General features: G+C 70.1%; 21 protein-coding genes, 1 tRNA gene and 1 pseudogene. 8 read left to right on the top strand and 15 right to left on the bottom strand.

All coding sequences use genetic code 11. From position 1 onward, the window contains the following. Position 1: 1 nt before the first annotated feature. The 5 genes from MRBLMX7_RS15750 to MRBLMX7_RS15730 all read right to left on the bottom strand — a co-directional run bounded on the left by MRBLMX7_RS15750 (position 2) and on the right by MRBLMX7_RS15730 (position 5,135). A complete protein-coding gene (locus MRBLMX7_RS15750) occupies positions 2 to 748 on the bottom strand; it encodes a FadR/GntR family transcriptional regulator (RefSeq protein ID WP_363369897.1) in 747 nt (248 codons plus the stop codon). 61 nt (positions 749 to 809) lie between these two features. Further along, a complete protein-coding gene (locus MRBLMX7_RS15745) occupies positions 810 to 1,589 on the bottom strand; it encodes a 3-oxoacyl-ACP reductase (RefSeq protein ID WP_050722693.1) in 780 nt (259 codons plus the stop codon). A gap of 40 nt (positions 1,590 to 1,629) precedes the next feature. Further along, entirely contained in the window at positions 1,630 to 2,988 is a 1,359-nt protein-coding gene (locus MRBLMX7_RS15740; protein WP_363369895.1) for an aldehyde dehydrogenase family protein, read from the bottom strand. Between the two features lie 58 nt (positions 2,989 to 3,046). Next, the gene (locus MRBLMX7_RS15735; protein WP_363369893.1) at positions 3,047 to 3,799 is read right to left on the bottom strand and encodes a gamma-glutamyl-gamma-aminobutyrate hydrolase family protein; all 753 of its coding nucleotides are present in this window, start codon (positions 3,797 to 3,799) and stop codon (positions 3,047 to 3,049) included. Continuing rightward, on the bottom strand, positions 3,780 to 5,135 hold the full coding sequence (locus MRBLMX7_RS15730) for a glutamine synthetase family protein (RefSeq protein ID WP_363369891.1): 1,356 nt from the start codon (positions 5,133 to 5,135) through the stop codon (positions 3,780 to 3,782). The genes MRBLMX7_RS15735 and MRBLMX7_RS15730 overlap by 20 nt, the downstream gene beginning before the upstream one ends. A 156-nt stretch (positions 5,136 to 5,291) precedes the next feature. On the opposite strand from MRBLMX7_RS15730, the gene MRBLMX7_RS15725 reads away from it, so the two are divergent. Then, positions 5,292 to 6,839, top strand: coding sequence for an amino acid permease (locus tag MRBLMX7_RS15725; protein WP_363369890.1), 1,548 nt, complete (start codon positions 5,292 to 5,294; stop codon positions 6,837 to 6,839). Positions 6,840 to 6,873: 34 nt separating this feature from the next. Here the strand turns inward: MRBLMX7_RS15725 and MRBLMX7_RS15720 are convergent, their stop codons facing one another. Genes MRBLMX7_RS15720 through MRBLMX7_RS15710 form a run of 3 tightly spaced genes read right to left on the bottom strand, consistent with a single transcriptional unit; the run spans position 6,874 to position 7,876 of the window. Continuing rightward, entirely contained in the window at positions 6,874 to 7,146 is a 273-nt protein-coding gene (locus MRBLMX7_RS15720) for a metal-sensitive transcriptional regulator (RefSeq protein ID WP_363369888.1), read from the bottom strand. 34 nt (positions 7,147 to 7,180) lie between these two features. After that, complete coding sequence (locus MRBLMX7_RS15715) at positions 7,181 to 7,588, bottom strand: type II toxin-antitoxin system VapC family toxin (RefSeq protein ID WP_363369887.1); 408 nt, start codon at positions 7,586 to 7,588, stop codon at positions 7,181 to 7,183. A 3-nt stretch (positions 7,589 to 7,591) separates the two neighbouring features. Beyond that, the gene (locus MRBLMX7_RS15710; RefSeq protein WP_363369885.1) at positions 7,592 to 7,876 is read right to left on the bottom strand and encodes a type II toxin-antitoxin system prevent-host-death family antitoxin; all 285 of its coding nucleotides are present in this window, start codon (positions 7,874 to 7,876) and stop codon (positions 7,592 to 7,594) included. A 126-nt stretch (positions 7,877 to 8,002) separates the two neighbouring features. Here MRBLMX7_RS15710 and MRBLMX7_RS15705 point away from each other — a divergent pair, with 126 nt between their 5' ends. From MRBLMX7_RS15705 to MRBLMX7_RS15690, 4 genes are all read left to right on the top strand, one after another. Beyond that, complete coding sequence (locus MRBLMX7_RS15705) at positions 8,003 to 9,280, top strand: DUF445 domain-containing protein (protein WP_363369883.1); 1,278 nt, start codon at positions 8,003 to 8,005, stop codon at positions 9,278 to 9,280. A gap of 14 nt (positions 9,281 to 9,294) precedes the next feature. Next, on the top strand, positions 9,295 to 10,209 hold the full coding sequence (locus tag MRBLMX7_RS15700) for an arginase family protein (RefSeq protein WP_363369881.1): 915 nt from the start codon (positions 9,295 to 9,297) through the stop codon (positions 10,207 to 10,209). A gap of 160 nt (positions 10,210 to 10,369) precedes the next feature. Then, positions 10,370 to 11,449, top strand: coding sequence for a Gfo/Idh/MocA family protein (locus tag MRBLMX7_RS15695; protein WP_363369879.1), 1,080 nt, complete (start codon positions 10,370 to 10,372; stop codon positions 11,447 to 11,449). Next, entirely contained in the window at positions 11,442 to 12,194 is a 753-nt protein-coding gene (locus MRBLMX7_RS15690) for a ThuA domain-containing protein (RefSeq protein ID WP_363369877.1), read from the top strand. Before MRBLMX7_RS15695 ends, MRBLMX7_RS15690 begins: the two co-directional genes overlap by 8 nt. A 53-nt stretch (positions 12,195 to 12,247) precedes the next feature. Here MRBLMX7_RS15690 and MRBLMX7_RS15685 read toward each other — a convergent pair. From MRBLMX7_RS15685 to galU, 4 genes are all read right to left on the bottom strand, one after another. Then, a tRNA-Ala gene (locus tag MRBLMX7_RS15685) sits at positions 12,248 to 12,320 on the bottom strand. A gap of 50 nt (positions 12,321 to 12,370) precedes the next feature. After that, the gene (locus MRBLMX7_RS15680; protein ID WP_363369875.1) at positions 12,371 to 13,237 is read right to left on the bottom strand and encodes a hypothetical protein; all 867 of its coding nucleotides are present in this window, start codon (positions 13,235 to 13,237) and stop codon (positions 12,371 to 12,373) included. Between the two features lie 70 nt (positions 13,238 to 13,307). Further along, positions 13,308 to 13,919 carry a GNAT family N-acetyltransferase gene (locus tag MRBLMX7_RS15675; RefSeq protein WP_363370962.1) on the bottom strand — a complete coding sequence of 204 codons (612 nt, stop codon included), beginning with the start codon at positions 13,917 to 13,919 and terminating at the stop codon, positions 13,308 to 13,310. A gap of 44 nt (positions 13,920 to 13,963) precedes the next feature. Beyond that, complete coding sequence (gene galU / locus MRBLMX7_RS15670) at positions 13,964 to 14,851, bottom strand: UTP--glucose-1-phosphate uridylyltransferase GalU (protein WP_363369873.1); 888 nt, start codon at positions 14,849 to 14,851, stop codon at positions 13,964 to 13,966. Positions 14,852 to 14,891: 40 nt separating this feature from the next. On the opposite strand from galU, the gene MRBLMX7_RS15665 reads away from it, so the two are divergent. Beyond that, on the top strand, positions 14,892 to 15,488 hold the full coding sequence (locus MRBLMX7_RS15665; protein ID WP_363369871.1) for a 5-formyltetrahydrofolate cyclo-ligase: 597 nt from the start codon (positions 14,892 to 14,894) through the stop codon (positions 15,486 to 15,488). A gap of 15 nt (positions 15,489 to 15,503) precedes the next feature. After that, a pseudogene (locus MRBLMX7_RS18715) lies at positions 15,504 to 15,644 on the top strand (FmdB family zinc ribbon protein); the annotation flags it as partial. Positions 15,645 to 15,658: 14 nt separating this feature from the next. On the opposite strand, the gene MRBLMX7_RS18710 reads toward MRBLMX7_RS18715, so the two are convergent. Next, positions 15,659 to 15,841, bottom strand: a complete 183-nt coding sequence (locus MRBLMX7_RS18710) for a hypothetical protein (RefSeq protein WP_414685155.1) — start codon at positions 15,839 to 15,841, stop codon at positions 15,659 to 15,661. 32 nt (positions 15,842 to 15,873) lie between these two features. Here MRBLMX7_RS18710 and mscL point away from each other — a divergent pair, with 32 nt between their 5' ends. Then, on the top strand, positions 15,874 to 16,299 hold the full coding sequence (gene mscL, locus MRBLMX7_RS15655; protein WP_363369868.1) for a large conductance mechanosensitive channel protein MscL: 426 nt from the start codon (positions 15,874 to 15,876) through the stop codon (positions 16,297 to 16,299). A gap of 22 nt (positions 16,300 to 16,321) precedes the next feature. Here the strand turns inward: mscL and MRBLMX7_RS15650 are convergent, their stop codons facing one another. Together MRBLMX7_RS15650 and MRBLMX7_RS15645 are read right to left on the bottom strand one after the other, a co-directional pair. Beyond that, positions 16,322 to 16,537, bottom strand: coding sequence for a hypothetical protein (locus MRBLMX7_RS15650; protein WP_363369866.1), 216 nt, complete (start codon positions 16,535 to 16,537; stop codon positions 16,322 to 16,324). Then, positions 16,530 to 20,249, bottom strand: coding sequence for an AAA family ATPase (locus tag MRBLMX7_RS15645; RefSeq protein WP_363369864.1), 3,720 nt, complete (start codon positions 20,247 to 20,249; stop codon positions 16,530 to 16,532). The genes MRBLMX7_RS15650 and MRBLMX7_RS15645 overlap by 8 nt, the downstream gene beginning before the upstream one ends. Positions 20,250 to 20,266 lie beyond the last annotated feature (17 nt).

Here is a 20,266-nt window from a genome sequence, read left to right as displayed (position 1 = left end):
CTCAGACGAGGAAGCCGCGCAGCAGCGACTCGGAGCCGGCGAGGTGGTCGCTCATGGCCGCCTCGGCGGCATCCGGTCTGCCTGCGAGGATCGCCGTCACGATCCGCTCGTGCTGCTCCCCCGAGTGCGCGATGTTGCGCGGCAGCAGCGGGAACGTGTCGAGCCAGACGTTGACCGAGGCTCGGTTCTCGGCGACGAGCGCGACGAGCGAGGGGATGCCGGCGGCTTCCGCGATCGCGAGGTGCAGCAGAGTGTCGAGGCGTCGGTACTCCTCCGGGCCCGCCGGAAGCGCGGCCTCATGCCGCGCCCAGAGGTCGGCCCGCGTGGCCGCGTCGAGCGAGCGGTTCGCCGCGGCACGGACGGCACCGGTCTCGAGCACCCGCCGGAGCCCGAGCACGTCGTCGATCTCGGCGGGAGGCACGGCACCGGAATCCGACGGCTGGGGCAGCGGGTCCGCCACGAAGGTGCCGCCGTAACGACCGCGCTTCGGCACCAGGTATCCGGTGTCGGCGAGCTCGCGGATGGCGTCGCGCACGGTGTCGCGACTCACCCCGAAGGATGCCGCGAGCTCGCGCTCCGGAGGCAGCGACTCCCCCGGAGCCACGACCCCGAGCCTGATGGTCTGCACGATGCGGGAGATCGCGTCCTCCAGGGCGTTGCCGCGACGCAGCGGGCGATACACCGCCTTGCGCACCTCGTCGAGCTTGCGCACCTCGACGAGGTCGCCGTCCGCACTCCGCTCGTTCATGCTCTCAGCCTGTCATCCCCCGATGTGCGCGCCGCACAGCTGCGCGCTCACCGCTCCGTGCTCACAGTGGTGTGACGTAAGCGTTCGTGATACCGCCGTCGACCACGAACGCGCTGGCGGTGATGAACGAGGAGTCGTCCGAGGCGAGGAACGCGACGGCGGCGGCGAGCTCGGACGGCTCGGCGAACCGCCCCATCGGCACGTGCACCAGGCGGCGCTGCGCGCGCTCCGGGTCCTTCGCGAAGAGCTCCTGCAACAGCGGCGTGTTGACCGGCCCGGGGCACAGCGCATTGACGCGCACGCCCTGACGCGCGAACTGCACGCCGAGCTCGCGCGACATCGCCAGCACGCCGCCCTTGGATGCCGTGTAGCTGATCTGCGAGGTCGCCGAGCCCAGCAGCGCCACGAACGAGGCGGTGTTGATGATGGAGCCGCGCCCCGCAGGCACCATGTGGCGCAACGCCGCGCGGCTGCACAGGTAGACGCTCTTGAGGTTCACGTCCTGCACGCGGTCCCACGCGGGCAGCTCGGTGGTCTCGATCGAGTCGTCGTCAGCGGGCGAGATGCCGGCGTTGTTGAACGCGATGTCGATGCGCCCGAACTCGGCGGCGACGCCGTCGAACAGGGCGTTCACCTTCGTCTCGTCGGCCACGTCGACGGGACGGAACGCGCCGCCCACCTCGGCGGCCGCCTTCTCGCCGGTCGCCGGGTCGACGTCGGCGATCACGACGAACGCGCCCTCGGCGGCGAAGCGCTGCGCCGTCGCGAAGCCGATGCCGCTCGCGCCTCCCGTGATGATCGCGACGCGGTCCTTCAGTCGCTGGGTCAGATCGATGGTCATGGTGTCTCCGTTGCTGGATGGATCAGGGCGGATGCCGGGGTCAGTCGTCGGTCGCGAAGAAGACGTTCTTCGTCTCGGTGAAGTGCTCGGCCGCGTCCGGTCCGAGCTCGCGCCCGAGCCCCGACGCCTTCATGCCGCCGAAGGGCGTGGCGTAGCGCACCGAGGAGTGCGAGTTCACCGACAGCACGCCGCTCTGCACGCCGCGGGCGACGCGCACGGCGCGGCCCAGGTTCTGGGTCCACAGCGAGCCTGCGAGACCGTAGACCGTGTCGTTCGCGAGGCGGATCGCGTCGGCCTCGTCGTCGAACGGCAGCACGGCGACGACCGGTCCGAAGACCTCCTGCTGGGCGATGCGGTCACCGGGCTGGGCGAGCACCACGGCCGGGGCGAACCAGAAGCCGTCACCCTCCGGCGCCGTGCCGCGGAACGCGATGTCGGCGCCGTCGAGGAACGACGACACCGTGTCCCGATGGCCGGCCGAGATGAGCGGGCCCATGTCGGTCTCGGCGCTCGACGGATCCCCGACCCGCCACGCCCGCACGGCGGGCTCGAGCAGCTCGAGGAACCGGTCGTACACCGAGCGCTGCACGAGGAGGCGGCTGCGCGCGCAGCAGTCCTGACCCGCGTTGTCGAACACCGAGCCGGGCACGGCCGTGGCCGCCTTCTCGAGGTCGGCGTCGTCGAACACGATGTTGGCGCTCTTGCCGCCGAGCTCCAGCGTGACGGGCTTGAGCGCGCGGGCGCATCCGGCTGCGACCTCGATGCCCACCTCGGTCGACCCGGTGAAGACGACCTTGCGGACGTCCGGATGCTCCACGAGGCGCTGCCCGACGACCGAGCCCGAGCCCGTGACGACCTCGAACAGCCCCTCGGGGAGGCCCGCTTCGAGGGCGATCTCCCCCAGCCGGATCGCGGTGAGCGGCGTGAGCTCGGCCGGCTTGAGCACCACGGCGTTGCCCGCGGCGAGCGCGGGCGCGAACGCCCAGGACGCGATCGTCATGGGGAAGTTCCACGGCACGATCACGCCGACCACGCCGTAGGGGTCGTGGAAGGTGACGTCGAGGCCGCCGGCCACGGGGATCTGACGACCCGAGAGGCGCTCCGGATCGGCCGAGTAGTAGTTGAGCACCTGCGCGACGTGCGCGGCCTCCCAGCGGGCCTGGCCGATCGGATGACCCGAGTTCAGCACCTCCAACTGGGCGAGCTCCTCGGCTGCTCCCTCCACCGCGCGGGCGAACGAGCGGAGCGCGTCCGCGCGGGCGACCGGGGGAAGCGCCGCCCAGCGGCGCTGTGCGGCGACGGCACGCGCGATCGCGGCATCCGTCTCCCCCACGTCTGCGCGGGCGATCTCGCGCACGGCAGTGCCGGTCGACGGGTTGATCACGGTGAACGCGCTCATCGGATGCTCTCTCCTCTCGTCGCTGCCGGTGCGGCGTCGGTGCTGACCATGACGGCGTTCATGCCGCGCTCTCCCTTCTTCCCGCGGCGAACACGCGGGCCTGTGCGACGAGATCGGCGAAGAGACGCCGGTCCTCGGCGTTCTCCTCCGGGTGCCATTGGACGCCGACGACGTGTCCGGCGGAGGTGTCGACGAAGGCCTGCACGAGGCCGTCGTCGGAGTGAGCGGCCGCGACCAGGCCGTCGCCCAGGCGACCGATCCCCTGATGGTGGTAGCTGTGCACGCTCACCTCGCTCTCGCGGATGATGTCGGCGAACGGCGTCTCGGCCGAGATTCCGACGGCGTTCTCGGCGAACACGCCGCCCCCGAGGCGGTACTTCTCCGTGCCGAGCGACTCGGGCAGGTGCTGCTGCAGCGTGCCGCCGCGCGCGACATTCACGAGTTGCAGGCCGCGACAGATCGCCAGCACCGGCATGCGGCGGCGCTCGGCCGCCCGGAACAGGGCCAGCTCCCAGGCATCGCGATCCGTGCGGGCGGGGTCGGTGAGCGGATGCCGCGCCTCGCCGTACAGCTCAGGGGCGACGTCGGCTCCCCCCGAGAGCACGAGGCCGTCCATGCCCGCGATCGCCGCGTCGGCGGCATCCGGGTCCTGAGGCGGGAGCAGGAGCGCGATACCGCCGGACTCGGTCACACCCGTGACGTACTGCTCGGGGAGGAACGCGGCGCGCACGTCCCACACGCCCTGCTGCGCCCGCTCGAGGTACGTCGTGACGCCGATCAGCGGCGCGGGATCAGAGGCGTTCGAAACCACGGATGCGCTCCCAGTCGGTGACGGCGGCGTCATAGGCCTCGAGCTCGATGCGCGCCTGGTTGAGGTAGTGGTCCACGACGTCGTCACCGAACGCCTCACGGGCGATCGTCGACTCGCTGAAAAGCTGAGCGGCCTCACGGAGGGTCGTCGGGAGGTGGTCGACCGCGTCCTCGTAGGCGTTGCCGGTGAACCGCTCGGGCAGCGGCAGCTCGTTCTCGATGCCGTAGAGGCCTCCGGCGATGATCGCGGAGATGCCGAGGTACGGGTTCACGTCGCCGCCGGGCACGCGGTTCTCGACGCGGAGGGCGGAGCCCTGGCCGACCACGCGCAACGCGCACGTGCGGTTGTCGATGCCCCACGCGACCCCCGTGGGCGCGAAGCTGCCCTTCGCGAACCGCTTGTACGAGTTGATGTTGGGCGCGAACAGCAGCGTGAACTCTCGGAGGGTGGCGAGTATCCCGGCGATCCAGTGCTCCATGAGCGGGCTGAAGCCGTGCTCGCCCTCCCCCGCCATGACCGGCGTGCCGTCCTGGTCGCGCAGCGACAGGTGGATGTGGCAGCTGTTGCCCTCGCGCTCGTTGAACTTGGCCATGAAGGTGAGCGCCTGGCCGTGCTGCTCGGCGATCTCCTTGGCCCCGTTCTTGTAGATCGCGTGCTGGTCGGCGGTCTCGCGGACCTCGGCGTAGCGGAACGCGATCTCCTGCTGTCCGAGGTTGCACTCGCCCTTGACGCCCTCGCAGTACATGCCGGCGCCGTCCATGCCGTTGCGGATGGCGCGCAGCAGCGGTTCCATGCGGGTGGAGGCCTGCAGGTTGTAATCGACGTTGTAGTCGGTCGCCGGAGTGAGCCCCTCGTACTTGCGCGCCCACGCGTCACGGTACGTGTTCTCGAACACGATGAACTCGAGCTCGGTGCCCGAGAAGGCGGTCCAGCCCCGCTCGGCGAGCCGGTCGCGTTGCCGGTCGAGGATCGCGCGCGGCGAGGGGCCGACGGGCTCGCCGTTCTGCCAGACGAGGTCGGCCATCACGAGTGCCGTGCCCTTGAGCCACGGGACACGTCGCAACGTCTCGGCGTCGGGGCGCAGCACCATGTCGCCGTAGCCGCGGTCCCAGCCCGACATCGCATAGCCGTCGACCGTGTTCATGTCGACATCGACCGACAGCAGGTAGTCGCAGGCCTCGGCGCCGTGGTGCAGGATGTCCTCCTGGAACAGCCGTGCCGAGACGCGCTTGCCGACCAGTCTGCCCTGTGCATCCGCGAAGGCGACGATCACCGTGTCGATCTCGCCGGCGGCGATGCCGGCGTCCAGCTGGTCGATGCTCAGATTGCCCGACATCCCACGCTCCGTTCTGCTGCGGTGAAGCGATCGGCCGACCGGCTTCGCCCTCACCCTAGAACACCTCGAGGTTTAAAGGTAGACGAAACCACCATTGACTGTCACAATCATCCGCAAGGTGCACCCGGCGCCTGCGCGCATTCGAACGGAGAGCGGATGTCTGGTCAGAGCAATGAGTCCCGCAAGGTCGCCGGAGCGACCTATACACGTGCCGGCAGCGACTACTTCGAGAAACGGACGCTGAAGAGGTCGGCCGGCGTCTGGGGGCTCTGGGGCCTCGCCGTCGCCGCCGTCATCTCGGGCGACTTCTCGGGGTGGAACTTCGGGATCGACTTCGCGGGCTTCGGAGGAATGCTGATCGCCTTCGTGATCCTCGTGATCATGTACTACGGCATGATCTTCTCGATCGGAGAGATGGCCGCCGCGATGCCGCACACCGGCGGAGCGTACTCGTTCGCCCGCTCGGCCATGGGCCCGTGGGGCGGCCTCGTCACGGGAGCCGCCGAGACCATCGAGTACGTCGCGACCACGGCGGTGATCGTCTACTTCTCGGCCTCGTACGCGAACGGGATCACGAGCGAGCTGCTCGGCCTCGTGTTGCCCGGATGGGTGTGGTACCTGATCCTCTACGTCGTCTTCATCGCCCTCAACTCCGCGGGCGCGGCGATCTCGTTCCGATTCGCGATCGTCGTATCGGTCATCTCGATCGGCATCATCCTGGTGTTCTCGGCCATGGCGCTGTTCTCTGGGGCCTTCAGCTGGGACGCGCTGTGGGACATCGTCCCCGATGAGGGGCAGACGGCCTTCCTGCCGCACGGTGTCCTGCCGATCCTCTTCGCCCTGCCGTTCGCGATGTGGTTCTTCCTCGGGATCGAGGAGCTCCCGCTCGCCGCGGAGGAGTCGCACAACCCGACCAGGGACATCCCGAAGGCCGGGTTCTGGGCCCGCGGCACTCTGATCGTGACGGGACTGCTCGTGCTGTTCCTCAACACCGGCGTGATCGGCGCCGAGGCGACGGGAACCGCGGGAGAACCTCTTCTCGACGGCTTCCGAGCGATCGTCGGCGACCAGCTCGCCGCCGTCCTCGCGCTCTTCGCGCTCATCGGCCTCCTCGCCTCGCTGCAGGGCATCATGTTCGCCTATGGCCGCAACATGTACTCGCTGTCCCGCGCCGGCTACTACCCGCGGTTCCTCTCGCTGACCGGCAAGCGTCAGACCCCGTGGGTCGCCCTCGTCGTCGGCGCGGCGATCGGCTTCATCGCGCTCATCGTCCTCGACGTGCTGGCGGCGCTCGACGCCGAGGGCGCGGGAACCGTCGCCGGCGCGATCGTCCTGAACATCGCCGTCTGGGGAGCGGTGCTCGCGTACGCCCTGCAGCTGATCTCGTTCATGATCCTGCGCCGCAAGTATCCGAACGTCGACCGTCCGTACCGCAGCCCGTGGGGTGTGCCCGGAGCGGCGATCGCGCTGGTGATCGCGGCGCTGATCTTCCTGGGCTTCCTGCTCAACCCGACGTTCGGACCTGCGATCATCGCGATCGCGATCGTCTACGTCGTGATCCTGCTCGGGTTCGGACTGTTCTTCCGGCACCGTCTCGTGCTCTCTCCCGAGGAGGAGTACGCGCTGTCGGGCGGATCGCACGGCGACCCGCAGGCCGAGGGCTACGACGCCATGGAGGGCGAGGTGTTCGGCGGCGGCCGCTAGGTCCGCACCGACAGCCGCGAGCGCGGCGAGTCCGTCACTTGCTGCTGAAGTCGAACGCCTTCAGCAGCTCGTCGACGGCCTTGTCGCGCTCCTCGCCGCCTTCCTCGAACATATGAGTCACGTGGGTGCGCAGATGGTTCTCGAGCAGCAGTCGGTTGAGGGACTCCAGGGAACGCTGGATCGCGCGGGACTGCGTGATGATGTCCATGCAGTACTCCTCGTTCTCGATCATCCGCGCGACGCCGCGCATCTGACCCTCGAGGATGCTGGTGCGGTGCAGCGCGCGCTTCTTGATGTCTTCGATCACGCTTCGAGAGTACGCGCCCCGACGGCACCCGCGCTCAGTCGCCGAAGGGGTTCAGCACCGACAGGCCGGGGATGTCGAAGTCCTTGGTGTTGCGGGTGACCAGCGTCAGGCCGTGGTGCAGCGCGGTCGCGGCGATCAGGGCGTCGGAGAGCTGGCGACGGTCCGGAACCTGGAGCGCGGCCGCGAGGAGGGCGACGTCTGCGTCGACCTCGATCGCGGCACGCGGCATCTCTCGCCTCACCGAGTCCAGCCAGCGCTCCAGTGAGGTCGCGGCCACCGGGTCCCGCCGTCGGGACAGCAGCACCCAGCGCTCGAGCTCGAGGTCGGTGATGACGCTGATGCGCAGCGCCGACCTCGGCGTCGAGCCGAACCACGCCGCGACTCCCGGGTGCGGGCGGGGACGCCGCAGTTCAGAGACGATATTGGTGTCGAGCAGGAACATCGTTCAGAACTCGATCGGCGGACGACCGAAGTCGTTCTTCCGCTCGGCGATGATCTCGTCCATGATCTGGCCGAAGAGATCGTCGGGATCTGCATCGTCGGGGAGGGGCTCGATGAGGTCCAGGATCGAGCGGGACCCTTCCGTGGACACCGCCGGCGCGAGACGGTGGTACTCGGCGATCGAGAGCAGCACGTACGCCGGCTCGCCGCGCTTCGTGATCATGACGGGCTGATCGTCGGCGACGCGCTGGGCACGCGCGACGGACTGGTTGAACTCTCTCGCGGTCATGGTGAACACGATGCACCTCGATTCAAGATGTAGTGATTGTACTACACAGAAGCATCTGTCTGGCGGACCAGACGTGGGATGCCGGAACGCAGGCTCGCGGACTCGTGCGCGTGAAAGGATGACGTCATGCCGCGAACACCGATGGCGCTGCTCTCCCCCGCCGACCAGGAACGACGCCTCGCGCTGCGTCGCATGAAGGCCGTGGCGCTCGGCGCCCTGATCTTCATGGCCGTGCTGTTCGTGATCGCGTTCTGGCTGCAGGAGCGCCAGCCGTGGCTCGGCTACGTGCGCGCAGCGGCCGAGGGAGGCATGGTCGGCGCCCTCGCCGACTGGTTCGCCGTCACCGCGCTGTTCCGTCGCCCGCTCGGGCTGCCCATCCCGCACACCGCGATCATCCCCAGCCGCAAGGACGAGATCGGCCGCTCGCTCGGCGAGTTCGTCGAGACCAACTTCCTCGAGGGTTCCGTCGTACGCGCGAAGCTGTCGACCACGGCGATCGCACAGCGCGCCGGGGAATGGCTGCGCGAGCCCGCGCACGCCGAGCGGATCGCCGCCGAGGGCTCGACCATCGCGACCGCCGTGCTCAATGCGCTCAGCGACGACGACGTCCGCGACCTCATCACCGACCTCGCGCGCGAACACCTCGTCACGCCCGAGTGGGGGCCGCCCGCCGGCGCGTGGCTCGAGAAGATCGTCGAGGCCGACGCCCATCACGGCGCTGTCGATCTGGCCGCCGACAGCATCGGACGCTGGCTCGATGCGAACGCCGCCTCGTTCTCGGGCCTCATCTCGCGCCGCCTGCCCGGCTGGGTGCCCAAGCTCGCTCATCGCTTCGTCGACGACACCGCGTACAACGAGGCGGTCAAGTTCGTCCGCGCCGTGCAGGCCGACCCGCGGCATCCGGCCCGGATCGCGGTGGACGGCTACCTCGCTCGCCTCGCGGACAGTCTGCAGCACGACCCCGCGACGCGCGCCAAGCTCGAGAACGCCAAAGCGTCGCTGTTCGACAGCCCCCGCGTCGGCGCCCTCGCCGCCGAGGCGTGGAACACCGCCAAGAACGGCCTGCTCACGGCTCTCGCCGACCCCGAGAGCGGGCTTCGGCGCCGCGCGGCCCAGGCGTTGCAGGAGATCGGCGACAGGCTGACGACGGATGCCGCGCTGCAGCGCCGCGTCGACACCTGGGTGTCCGACGCCGCAGTGTTCCTCGTCGACCGCTACCGCCACGACATCGCATCGATCATCACGGACACGGTCGAGCGCTGGGACCCGGCGGAGACGACGGAGAAGATCGAGCTGATGGTCGGTCGCGACCTGCAGTACATACGACTCAACGGCACGGTCGTCGGTGCCCTCGCGGGTCTCGCGATCTTCACCGTCGCGCACGCCCTCATCCCCGGGGTTTGACAGGAGACACGCACATGGCCCTCTCGCACGATCCCCTCTGGCCGCGCGCCGGATCCTGGCCCGCGTTCGACGAGGCAGCCGACGCGGTCCTGCTCGGCGTCCCCACGTGGCGCACCTCCCTGTCGCCGACAGGCGCTCACGCGACGCCGGCGGCGATCCGCGAGGCCCTCCCCCGCTATGGCGCGACGCTCATGGGACCGCCCGCGGTCGACCTGGACGAGGTGCTTCGCATCGCGGATGCCGGGGACATCGTCGAGCCGGACGGCGACGAGGGCGAGGCGGCGACCATCGCGCGCATGCGCGAGCTGTCGGACGCCGCACGCCTGGTGATCGCGCTCGGCGGCGACAACTCCCTCACCTACCCCGTGGCGCTCGGCTCCCGCGCGACCGGCCTGATCACGATCGACGCGCACTTCGACCTGCGCGACGGCGTCTCGAACGGCACCCCCGTGCGACGACTGGTCGAGGACGCGCCGACCTCGGCATCCGTCGACACGGCAGGGATCGACCCGGCGCGCATCGTACAGATCGGCATCGCCGACTTCGCGAACTCCGCAGCCTACGCCCGCCGAGCCGCCGACTGGGGAATCCGGGTCATCACGCTCGACGAGGTGCGCCGCCGAGGCCTCGACGACGTCGTCGCTGAGGCGCTGGAGGTCGCGGGCGCAGGGCGCGATCCCCGCGTCCACCTCGACATCGATGTCGACGCGTGCGACCGCTCCGTCGCCCCCGGCTGCCCCGCGAGCGTGCCCGGCGGCTTCGCGGCGTGGGAGCTGCGGGCTCTCAGCCGAGCGATCGCGTCGGATGCCCGTGTCGTCAGCGCGGACCTCGCCGAGGTGGATGCCACCGCGGATGCCGAGGACGCACGCACCGTCCGTCTCGCGGCGCTGTGCGTGCTGGAGCTCCTCGCGGGGCTCGCCGTCCGCTGAGCCGAAAACGGGCTCGTACCGTCACCCTCAACGGAATCCATGGGCCTGGCGACACCCCGCCGACGAGCCGAACGAGCACGCCCTCGACCATAGGATCGAAGGAGTCTGCTCGCGGGTGAGCCCCGCGAACGGCGATCGTCTGCGAATGAAGGGAACTCCTGTGACGGTGAGATTGATCCACGTCGGACTAGGCGGATGGGGCGGCAACTGGGCGCGCAACGTGGTGCCGGACGAGGAGCTGATCACGGTCGCCGCGCTCGTGGAGCCCGACGAGAAGACGCGCCGCACCGTGCTCGCGGAGCTCGGCCTCCCCGACGCCGTCGGCTTCGCGTCGCTCGCAGCGGCCCTGGACGCGGTCGAGTCGGACGCCGTCCTCCTGACGACCCCGGCCGTCACGCACGCGCCGCTGGCCCGCGAGGCCCTCGCCGCCGGCAAGCACGTCCTCACGGAGAAGCCGTTCGCGGCCACCGCCGAGGAGGCCGCCGCTCTCGTCGCGACCGCGGATGACGCCGGACTGCTGATCCACGTCAGTCAGAACTACCGGTACTACCCCGCTCCCCGGGCCGCGCGCGACCTGCTCGCGCGCGGAGCCGTCGGCGAGGTCGTGTCCATCGACATCGACTTCCGCCAGTGGGACAACGACCTGCCCGTGGGCACGCATCCGCACTACAGGTTCCCGCACCCGCTGTTGCACGACATGGCGATCCACCACTTCGACCTGATCCGGATGGTGACCGGCGAGGAGGCGCGCGCCGTGTTCGCGAAGTCCTCCGCACCGTCGTTCAGCAAGTACGACGATGAAGCCGCTGCCGCGGTGATCATAGAGCTCGACAGCGGGATCACGGTCTCCTACCGCGGAAGCTGGGTCAGCCGCGGCGCCCGAACGGCCTGGGCCGGCGACTGGCGGATCGACGGTGCCGACGGGGAGATCGCCTTCACCAGCAGGCTCGGTGGGGAGAAGGAGACCGCCGACGGCGACGTCGTCCAGGTGCGCGACGCCGTGTCCGCTGAGCGCCGCGAGCTGCCCCTGGAGACCGACGGCCGCGTGGACCGCGCGGGGAGCCTGCACGCTTTCGCCCACGACATCCTCACCGGCGAGTCGACCGGGCACCACGGGCGCGACAACGTCGGCAGCATCGCCCTCATGGAAGCGGCCACCCGATCCGCGGAATCCGGGCGCTTCGAAGCCGTCACCGTCCCCGCTCGACTCGACTCCCGGAAGGAGCAGGCACATGCCTGACACCGCACTCAGGGTCCTCGTCTGGAACGAGAACCTGCACGAGACCACCGGCCACGAAGCCACGCTGCGGAACTACCCTGACGGCATCCACTCGACCATCGCCGAGGGGCTCCGCGAGACTCTCGGCGACGACGTCGTCGTGACGACCGCGACCCTGCAGGACGAGCAGCACGGGCTGTCCGAGGAGACTCTGGCGAACACCGACGTGCTGCTCTGGTGGGGGCACATCGGCCACGACCAGGTGTCCGACGAGGTCGTCGACCGGGTGCACCGCCACGTCCTCGAGGGCATGGGGATCCTCATCCTCCATTCCGCCCACTACTCGCGCATCTTCCAGCGGCTGATGGGCACGTCCTGCGCGCTGAAGTGGCGCAGCGACGGCGAGCGCGAGCTCGTCTGGACGATCGCGCCCCGGCACCCCATCGCCCAGGGCGTCCCACACCCCATCGTCATCCCCGCGCAGGAGATGTACGGGGAGCACTTCGACATCCCCGAACCCGAGGAGACGATCTTCCTTTCGACGTTCGCGGGCGGTGAGGTCTTCCGCTCCGGCGTCACCTACACGCGCGGCTACGGGCGCGTGTTCTACTTCTCGCCCGGCGACCAGGACTTCCCGGTCTACCACCACCCCGATGTGCGCCGCGTGCTCGCGAACGGCGTGGAGTGGGCGCGCCCCACGGTGGCGCGCACCCCACTGACCGCCGACTATCACGCGACCGACTGGTTCCTCCGCGGCGAGCGCTGAGCCTGTGCACGAAGAAGCCCCTCCGAGCGAACTCGGAGGGGCTTCTTCCTCGGTGGACCTAAGGGGATTCGAACCCCTGACCTCCTCGATGCGAACGAGGCGCGCTACCAACTGCGCCATAGGCCCTTGATGTCCTCAACGTTATCACGCCGAGGGACGTGTCCGCGCCGCGCAGGTCACCCGGCGGCGCGACGGGCGAGCATCTCGCGGACGTGCGCCTCGATCTCCGCATCGTCGACGAATCCCATCGCCGCGTAGGGCGAGGACGCTGCGGGCTCCTTCGCCGCCGGAGCGGGAAGGCGCACCGGGGCGGCCGGAGCCATCCGCTCCGCCCTCTCCCGCAGCTCGGCGAGACGAGCGGCCTTGCGCATCTCCTCCTGCGCGTCGATCTCGGCACGAGCGACCTGCGCACGGGAGCCGGCGACCGACACGAGGGGTTCGGGAAGCCGACGCGGCGTCCACGTCGCGGGTCCTTGGTCGTGCAGGGGCGGCGACACGCGCTCCTCGACGGGCGGCTCGCTTACCACTGTCCGGCGCACGGCGCGTCCCGCGACCGAAGCCATCCGCTGGAGCAGAAGAGCGGCGACGACGACCGTCACGCCGCCCAGCCACACGAGGATCTGAGTCTGTGCGACGACGAGCTGCCAGACACCCAGACCCGTGACGGCGAGTCCGGCTAGAAGCAGGGTCGTGGCGGCCACCCGCACACGCCGACGCGCCCGCGCCTGACGGACTACGGGGTCGGCCTTCGCGGCAGCGAGCTGCTGCCGCAGCGCGACGAGCTCCGCCGCCTCCTTCTCGGACTGCAGCCGCTTCGCGAGCTTCTGCTGCGCGAGCGCGGTGCGGGCGTTGAGCTCGAGGCGCACCTCGTCGGGGGTCTCGCTCGTCTCGGCGAGCACACGCAGCGCCTGGTTGAGGCGCACGGCGTTGCGCTCGGCGGCGTCGTACTGGAAGCGTCCGCGCCACGACGGCAGCAGATAGAGCAGCCACAGGAGCACGGCGACGAGAACGATCACTCCTCCGCTCAGCACCGGCCCGTCCATGTCGACAACGGTACGGGAGTCGGGTTCGTCCGTCCGTGCAGTCGGGGCGCGTGTCGCGGGCGGGTTCGCCTCAGATGGTCAGACGGTCCGAGGGCGGGATGTCCGCGGCGTGCAGCGGAGCCTGTCCGCCCAGCCACCGCGCGAGCACACCCTGGGGCACATCCTCCCTCGTCAACGCGAAGGCGTAGTGGTCGCGCCAGTCGCCGTCGATGTGGATGTAGCGCCGACGGAGACCCTCGTACCGGAACCCGAGCTTCTGCACCACGCGCAGGCTCGCGGCGTTCTCGGGGCGGATGCAGATCTCCATGCGGTGCAGTCCGTACTCCGTGAAGCACGCGTCGGTCGCGAGCGCCACCGCGGTCGGTGTGATACCGCGTCCGGCGAAGCGCTCGCTCACCCAGTAGCCGATCGTCGCCGAGCACAGCGACCCGCGCGCGACGCCCCACACGTTGAGCTGGCCGGCGATCTCGCCGCCGTACTCCATGACGAACGGGTAGCCGGCGCCGTCACGGTACTGCTGCAGGAGGCGTCGGATGCTCAGACGCATGTCGAACGACACCGAGCCGTACGGCACCGTCGCCTCCCACGGCTGCAGCCACGCACGGTTCGACAGCAGCTCGTGCTGCAGTGCGCGCGCGTCGCGCGAGCGCACCAGACGCAGTTCGATCGCGCCGTGCCGCATCCCCGTGGCCTGTTCCATTCCCGCGTCCCGACGCCGCGCAGCGCCTAGAGGCGTTCCGCGAACTCCTTGAGCCAGGGACGCAGCTCGGGGCCGAGATCCTCGCGGTCGGAGGCGAGCTGGACGATCGCCTTGATGTAGTCGACGCGGTCACCCGTGTCGTAGCGACGCCCGCGGAAGATCACCCCGACGACGCCCGGCCCGTCGGGGTCGGTCGCGAGGACCTGCAGCGCATCGGTCAGCTGGATCTCGCCGCCCTTGCCGGGCTCGGTGCGCTCGAGCACGTCGAACACGGAAGCGGGCAGCACGTAGCGCCCGATGATCGCGAGGTTCGAGGGCGCGTCCTCCTGCGCCGGCTTCTCGACCAGACCGGTGATGCGCACGGCATCCGATCCTTCGATGTCCTCGACGGCGGCGGCGCCGTACATGTGGATGCTGGAGGGATCCACCTCCATGAGGGCGATCACGGCGGCGCCGGTGCGTTCGTGCTCGGCGATCATCTCGGTCAGCAGCGGGTCGCGCTCGTCCATGAGATCGTCGCCGAGGAGGACCGCGAAGGAACTGTCGCCGACGTGGGTGCGCGCGCGCAGCACGGCGTGGCCGAGTCCCTTGGGCTCGCCCTGGCGGACGAAGTGGATGTCGGCGAGGTCGCTCGACTTCATGACACGCTCGAGACGACCGGTGTCGCCCTTCTCCATGAGCTTCACCTCGAGCTCCGGCACGGAGTCGAAGTGGTTGGAGATCGCGTTCTTGTTGCGGCCGATGATCACGAGGATGTCCTCGATCCCGGCGTTCGCGGCCTCCTCGACCACGTACTGGATCGCCGGCTTGTCGACGACGGGCAGCATCTCCTTCGGCATCGCCTTCGTCGCTGGCAGGAATCGCGTGCCCAGTCCTGCGGCGGGGATGACGGCTTTGATCTTGTGGTGGCCCATCTCCACAGCCTACCGGGGCCGCCGCCGTAGACTCGGAGGCATGTCGAACGACGTCGAGCACGAGAAGCGTGCGCTGCGCGCCGAGCTCCGCGAGCGGCGGCAGCTGCTGAGCGATGCGCAGCGCGAGAGCGCCGCCTCCGCGATCGCGCTGCGTCTGGACGAGCTGGTCGCCGAGCTCGGCGCGGAGTCGATCTCCTGCTTCCTCTCCACCACGACAGAGCCGGGAACCCGCGACTTCGTCCTGGCGGCGGTGCGGCGCGGCATACGCGTCCTGCTCCCGGTCACCCGGGCCGACGGCCTGCTGGACTGGGCCGTCGCGACCGACGACGACGAGATCACCGAGGGCATGTACGGCCTCCCCGAGCCCACCGGAGAGCTCCTCGGACCGATCGCCGTCAACGACGTGGACCTCATGATCATCCCGGCGGCGGCCGTCGACCGCACCGGCATGCGCATGGGCTGGGGTCGCGGATACTTCGACAAGACCATCGGATCCATGGAGAAGTGCCCGCCCGTCTACGCGGTCATCTATGATTCCGAGGTGCTCGACTCCCTGCCGAGAGAGGTGCACGACCAGCCCGTCACGGGAGTCGTCACCCCCACCCGCACCCTTCTCCTGTCGCCCGAGCGACGCTGACACCCCCGAGGACCCATGCCCACCTACGCCTACGCCTGCCGCTCGTGCGGTCATGCCTTCGACGCCGTCCAGAGCTTCTCCGACGACGCGCTCACCGTCTGCCCTGAATGCGGGGGCGAGTTGCGCAAGCAGTACGGATCGATCGGCGTGACCTTCAACGGCTCCGGCTTCTACCGCACCGATTCGCGCGGCGCGTCCGGCACGAAGAAGGAGTCGAGCGCTTCGCCGTCGAGCTCGTCGTCGTCTGGCTCGTCCTCCCCCGGCTCGTCCTCGTCCGGCTCGTCGTCGAGCTCGTCGTCCAGCGCTCCTTCGGCCCCGGCCGCAGCATCCTCGTCCTCCTGACCCCCGACCATCCCCCGATCTCACCGACCGAACGGAGAATCTCATGCTCAAGGGCTTCAAGGACTTCCTGCTCCGCGGGAACGTCATCGACCTGGCCGTGGCCGTCGTCATCGGCACCGCGTTCACCGCGATCGTGACCGCGATCGTGAACAGCATCATCAACCCGCTCGTCGCGCTGTTCTTCGAGGCCGACGCCACCGGGCAGTTCGGGCCGACGGTCAAGAACATCTACGGCAACGACGTCACGTTCCCGCTCGGTGACCTCATCTCGGCGGTCATCAGCTTCCTCGCGGTCGCCGCGGTCGTGTACTTCGTGTTCGTCCTGCCGATGAACACCTTCAAGAAGCATGTCGAGGCGCGCAAGGGAACCCCGGCCGAGGAGCCGCAGGAGGAGCCCGCGGCCGCGACCGAGGCCGAGCTGCTCGTCGAGATCCGGGACCTGCTCGCGCGGAACGCCGCCCGCGACTGAGGACAGGCGCGGAGCGGATCCGTCAGTAGTGCGGCGGGACGTCGCCGAGCATCCGATCGTCGTTGGGCCCTTTCGGGCCCTTCGGACCGGATGCCGGGGGCTCCCGCCGCTCTGCTGTCTCCGGCGCCGTATCGGTGCCGACCACCGGGGTGAGTCGCGCACGTCGCGAACCCCGCACGCGCTCGACCTTCTGACGCGGCTCCATCCGCCGCTCCGGTCGCTCCGGGTCGTCAGTCATGGCGCGGATCGACGATGTCGATCGGCTGCGTGTCGTCCTCGGCGCGCACAGCCGTAGGCGAGATGCCCAGAACCCCGGCGATGCGCGTCGCGGCCGTCACCGGGTCGCTGTAGAGGTCGAACGCGTGCACCCGCACGTAGTGCCATCCGAGCCGGCGGAGCACATGCGGGCGCAGTCGAAGGGTCTCGCGCAGCGACTCCCCGCGGGTCTCGGGGTCGGACTCGATCACGACCGCCTTGCCGGCGTGCTGGGCGACGAGCGGCAGCAGTCCCCGGTAGTCGACGTCGACCGCTGCTCCGAGTCGGCGCAGTTCCCGCGCGAGAGCGAGGGTCAGCGGATCGGCGAGATCCTCGAGCCGAGCCTCCCGACCGCGGACGGCGAGGCCGCCGAGGATCGACATGAGCGTGGCGGCGCCGAACTCGAGCCGACCGTCGTCGAATGACGAGGGCCGGATCGACGACACGATCACCATCGAGCGCCGCGCGCGGGTCATACCGACCGTGAGCAGACGCTCGCCGTCGGGCGTGGACAGGTCGCCGAAGTCGCTGAGCACGCGGCCGTGCTTCGTGAGGCCGAAGCCGAGGGAGAGGATCACGCGATCCCGGCTCTCCGCGACCGATTCCTCGAGCGTCAGCACCGCGAAGGGCTCGGCCGTGTCGCGCCCGACGAAGTCGGCGACATCGGATCGTCCGGCGAACGCGGAGGTCACGGCGGCGCGCACGCGCTCGGCATGACGTCGGCTCGCGGTCACGACCATGAGCGACTCCTCCGGACGGTGCACCGCGTGCTCGACGACGAGCGTGACCACGCGGGCGACCTCGGCGTCGGGGCTCTCGACGGCGCCGGAGATCGGATCCGGGGCTCCCACACCGCCCTCCACGTAGTCGACCGTGAGGCTGCCTCGGCCGAGATACGAGCCGGCCCACGGCAGAGATACGATCTCGCCGCCGTAGAACGCGTCGTTGATGAGTTCGACGAGGTCCTCGCCTCCCGCGCGATAGCTGCGGGTGAGGGTCATGACGGGCAACAGCTCCGACAGGCGCTCGAACACGGAGGTGTCGTCGAACTCGACCTCGGGCTCCCAGTCGGCTCCGGGGTCGACCGCGACGTGGAAGGGTGTCGGGCGCTGCGTCACGGGGTCGCCGAACGCGACGACCTGGCGGGCGCGGCGGATCGCCGGGGCGGCCTCCGCGAGGTTCACCGCGGCGGCGTCGACGAGCAGCACGGCGTCGAACTCGACGGAGTCGGGGATCTCGGGCACCAGGTACGGCGACGAGATCCACACCGGCGCGAGGACGTCGACCAGGGTCGGCGCGGCGCTGACGATCTCGGCGGTGGTGGTCGTCTGCTGCTTGAGAGCGCGCCGCAGGTGCTGCGACTCCTGCGGCTCGTCGACGATCGCGATCCTCCATTGGTTCGCGAGCTGCCAGGCGAGCAACGGGCCGGCCATCGCCGCGTGGGCCTCGTCGACGAGGCGGAAGTCGCGCTCGAGACGATCGACCACGGCGGTGTTCGCGCCGAGCAGCGCCCGGTCGTCCTGCAGAGCCCGTTCGAGGAGGGATTGCCACCAGGCGAACTCGAGCTCGTCGCCCACGCGGTCCTCCGCGACATGCCGCACCGAGAGCTCCGTGAGCAGTGGCTCCAGACCGAGGTCCGCCAGGCGATCGCGCAGCTGGGCGCGCTCCACGAGGTTGTCGAACACGTCGGACTTGGCCGCCAGGCCCGCGAGCATGCGGACGAGCCGTGCGACCGGAAGCGTCGACAGCGGCTCACGACGTCCGAGCGCCGCGTCGAGTTCGGCGAGCTCCGCCGCGACGCGCTGCCAGGCGACGTACACGTCCCCGAGGCCGAGCGGGATCTCGGGCGCGACGCCGGAATCGACGCACCGCTGCCAGTGCGTGCGCTGCGTCTGGATCCGCAGCAGGGCCTCGTGCATCTCGGTCACGTGCACGCCAGGGCGCACGTACTCCTTGGCCAGCCGCTTGAGGCGTCGACGGGTGGCGCTCGACATACCCGGCGCGTCGCGCCGGGAGCCGTGAGCCTGGATCAGTTCGCCCAGCGGTCGCTCGAACACGGTAGGACTGAATCGGTCGAGCGAGTCCCGGATGCCCTGCAGCAGCCGGAGGTACTCCCCCAGCTCGTCGATCGTCGCGAACGGACGCATGTGCGTCTGCGCGATCAGCGCGTACCCGCGCTCGAGCAGGGCGGGCACGCTGTCGGAGTTCAAGCGACCGGCGAGCTGATGGGCAGCGCGTGCCGCCTCGGTGCTCGTGAACGTGACTCCGTACCAGGGGGAGTCGTCCGGCCCGAAGCGGAACTCGCCCAGGCGCGCGGCCTGCGCGAGCGCGGCGGCAGCGGAGGCGCGGTCATCCGCGAGACGGCGCAGCGTCTCGGCGCTCAGTCGCGCCGTGGTGGAGGGCGGATGCGGCAGCGAGGCGAGCCGCGTCAGGTGGCGCGTCGCATCGAGCACCGTGGCCTGCGTGCCGGCGATGGGCGCGGTGAGCGAGCGCCGGTAGTCGCGGAGCACCGTGCGGAGGCGCACGAGCGCATCGTCCACGTCGGAGACCTTGGGGGCGGTGGCCTTCTCGTTGCGGCCGATGGCGCGCACGAGGTCGCGGCGCACGCTGGCCGGCGACACCGCGAGGCTGTCGAGGCCGATGCCTGCGAGCCGGTGACGCACGCCGTCGAGCGTCGAGCGGCGCGCCGAGACGACGAGCACGCGCTTGCCGCCGCGGACGAGCTCCCCCACGGCGTTGATCACGGTCTGTGTGCCACCAGTGCCCGGCAGCGTCGCGACCGTCAGCGAATGCCCGGCGGCGATGCGCGCGAGCACGGCCTCCTGCTCGGCATCCGCGTCCAGCAGCAGGTTGTCGGAGGCGGGTGCGCGGTCGTCCGGGCCCGTGTGGTGCGGGGCGGGACGGCGAGCGGAGACCTGCTCGCGATCCCCGACGTGTCCGGCGAGGGCGTTGAGCACCGTGTGGTCGAGCGTCGATCCGTCGCGCGACATCGCCCCGCCGACGTCGGCGAAGGTCGAGACGACGAGGCGCGGCAGCACCGTGAACGTGTCGATCGAGCGCGTCGTGGTGCGCAGGCTGTCGATCACGGGCTGCGGCTTGAAGATGCCGCCGTCGTAGGCCAGTGCGGCGAGGGCTTCGGCGTCGATCGAGATGCCGAAGTGCTCGCGGGCGATGCGCACGAGCTCGGGGTTGACGTCGAAGGCCCCCTGCAGCTTGAGCTCGAAATCGGAGTGGTGACGGCGGATCGCGAGAGGACGCAGCAGGACGGGGGCAGCGAAGTCGGCGCCGCCGATGCGCCATCCGGCGACTCCCACGGCGAGATGCACGGCCTCGATCCCGCGCACGGTGCGCAACTCCGTGTTCTTGGCGGTGATGCGCTCGGCCGCGAGACGGGCGGTGCGCAGGCCCACCTCGTCCCGGAAGAGGTTGGAGAGGAGGGTCGACTTGCCGGTGATGAACTGGGGCAGACTGCCCGGATGCGCCTTCGAGATGTCGATGCCGGACTCGACCGTGTCGCGGAACGTCACGAGGGGCGATGCGCCGCCGAGGTCGGCGGCCTCGGCGCGCAGACGGGTGCGCTCGGCTTCGGCCGCGTGGGCGACGTCGACACCCGACGAGGAGTCGTGCAGTTCGCCGAGGGTCACCGAGGCGTCGGTCGCTGCGTCATCCGCAGACCTGCCTTCACGTCGCCACACACTCACACCCTAGGCGC

This window comes from Microbacterium sp. LMX7-1.2 (genome assembly GCF_040675935.1).
Lineage (GTDB): Bacteria > Actinomycetota > Actinomycetes > Actinomycetales > Microbacteriaceae > Microbacterium.
This window is presented reverse-complemented; position numbering and strand designations above follow the sequence as displayed.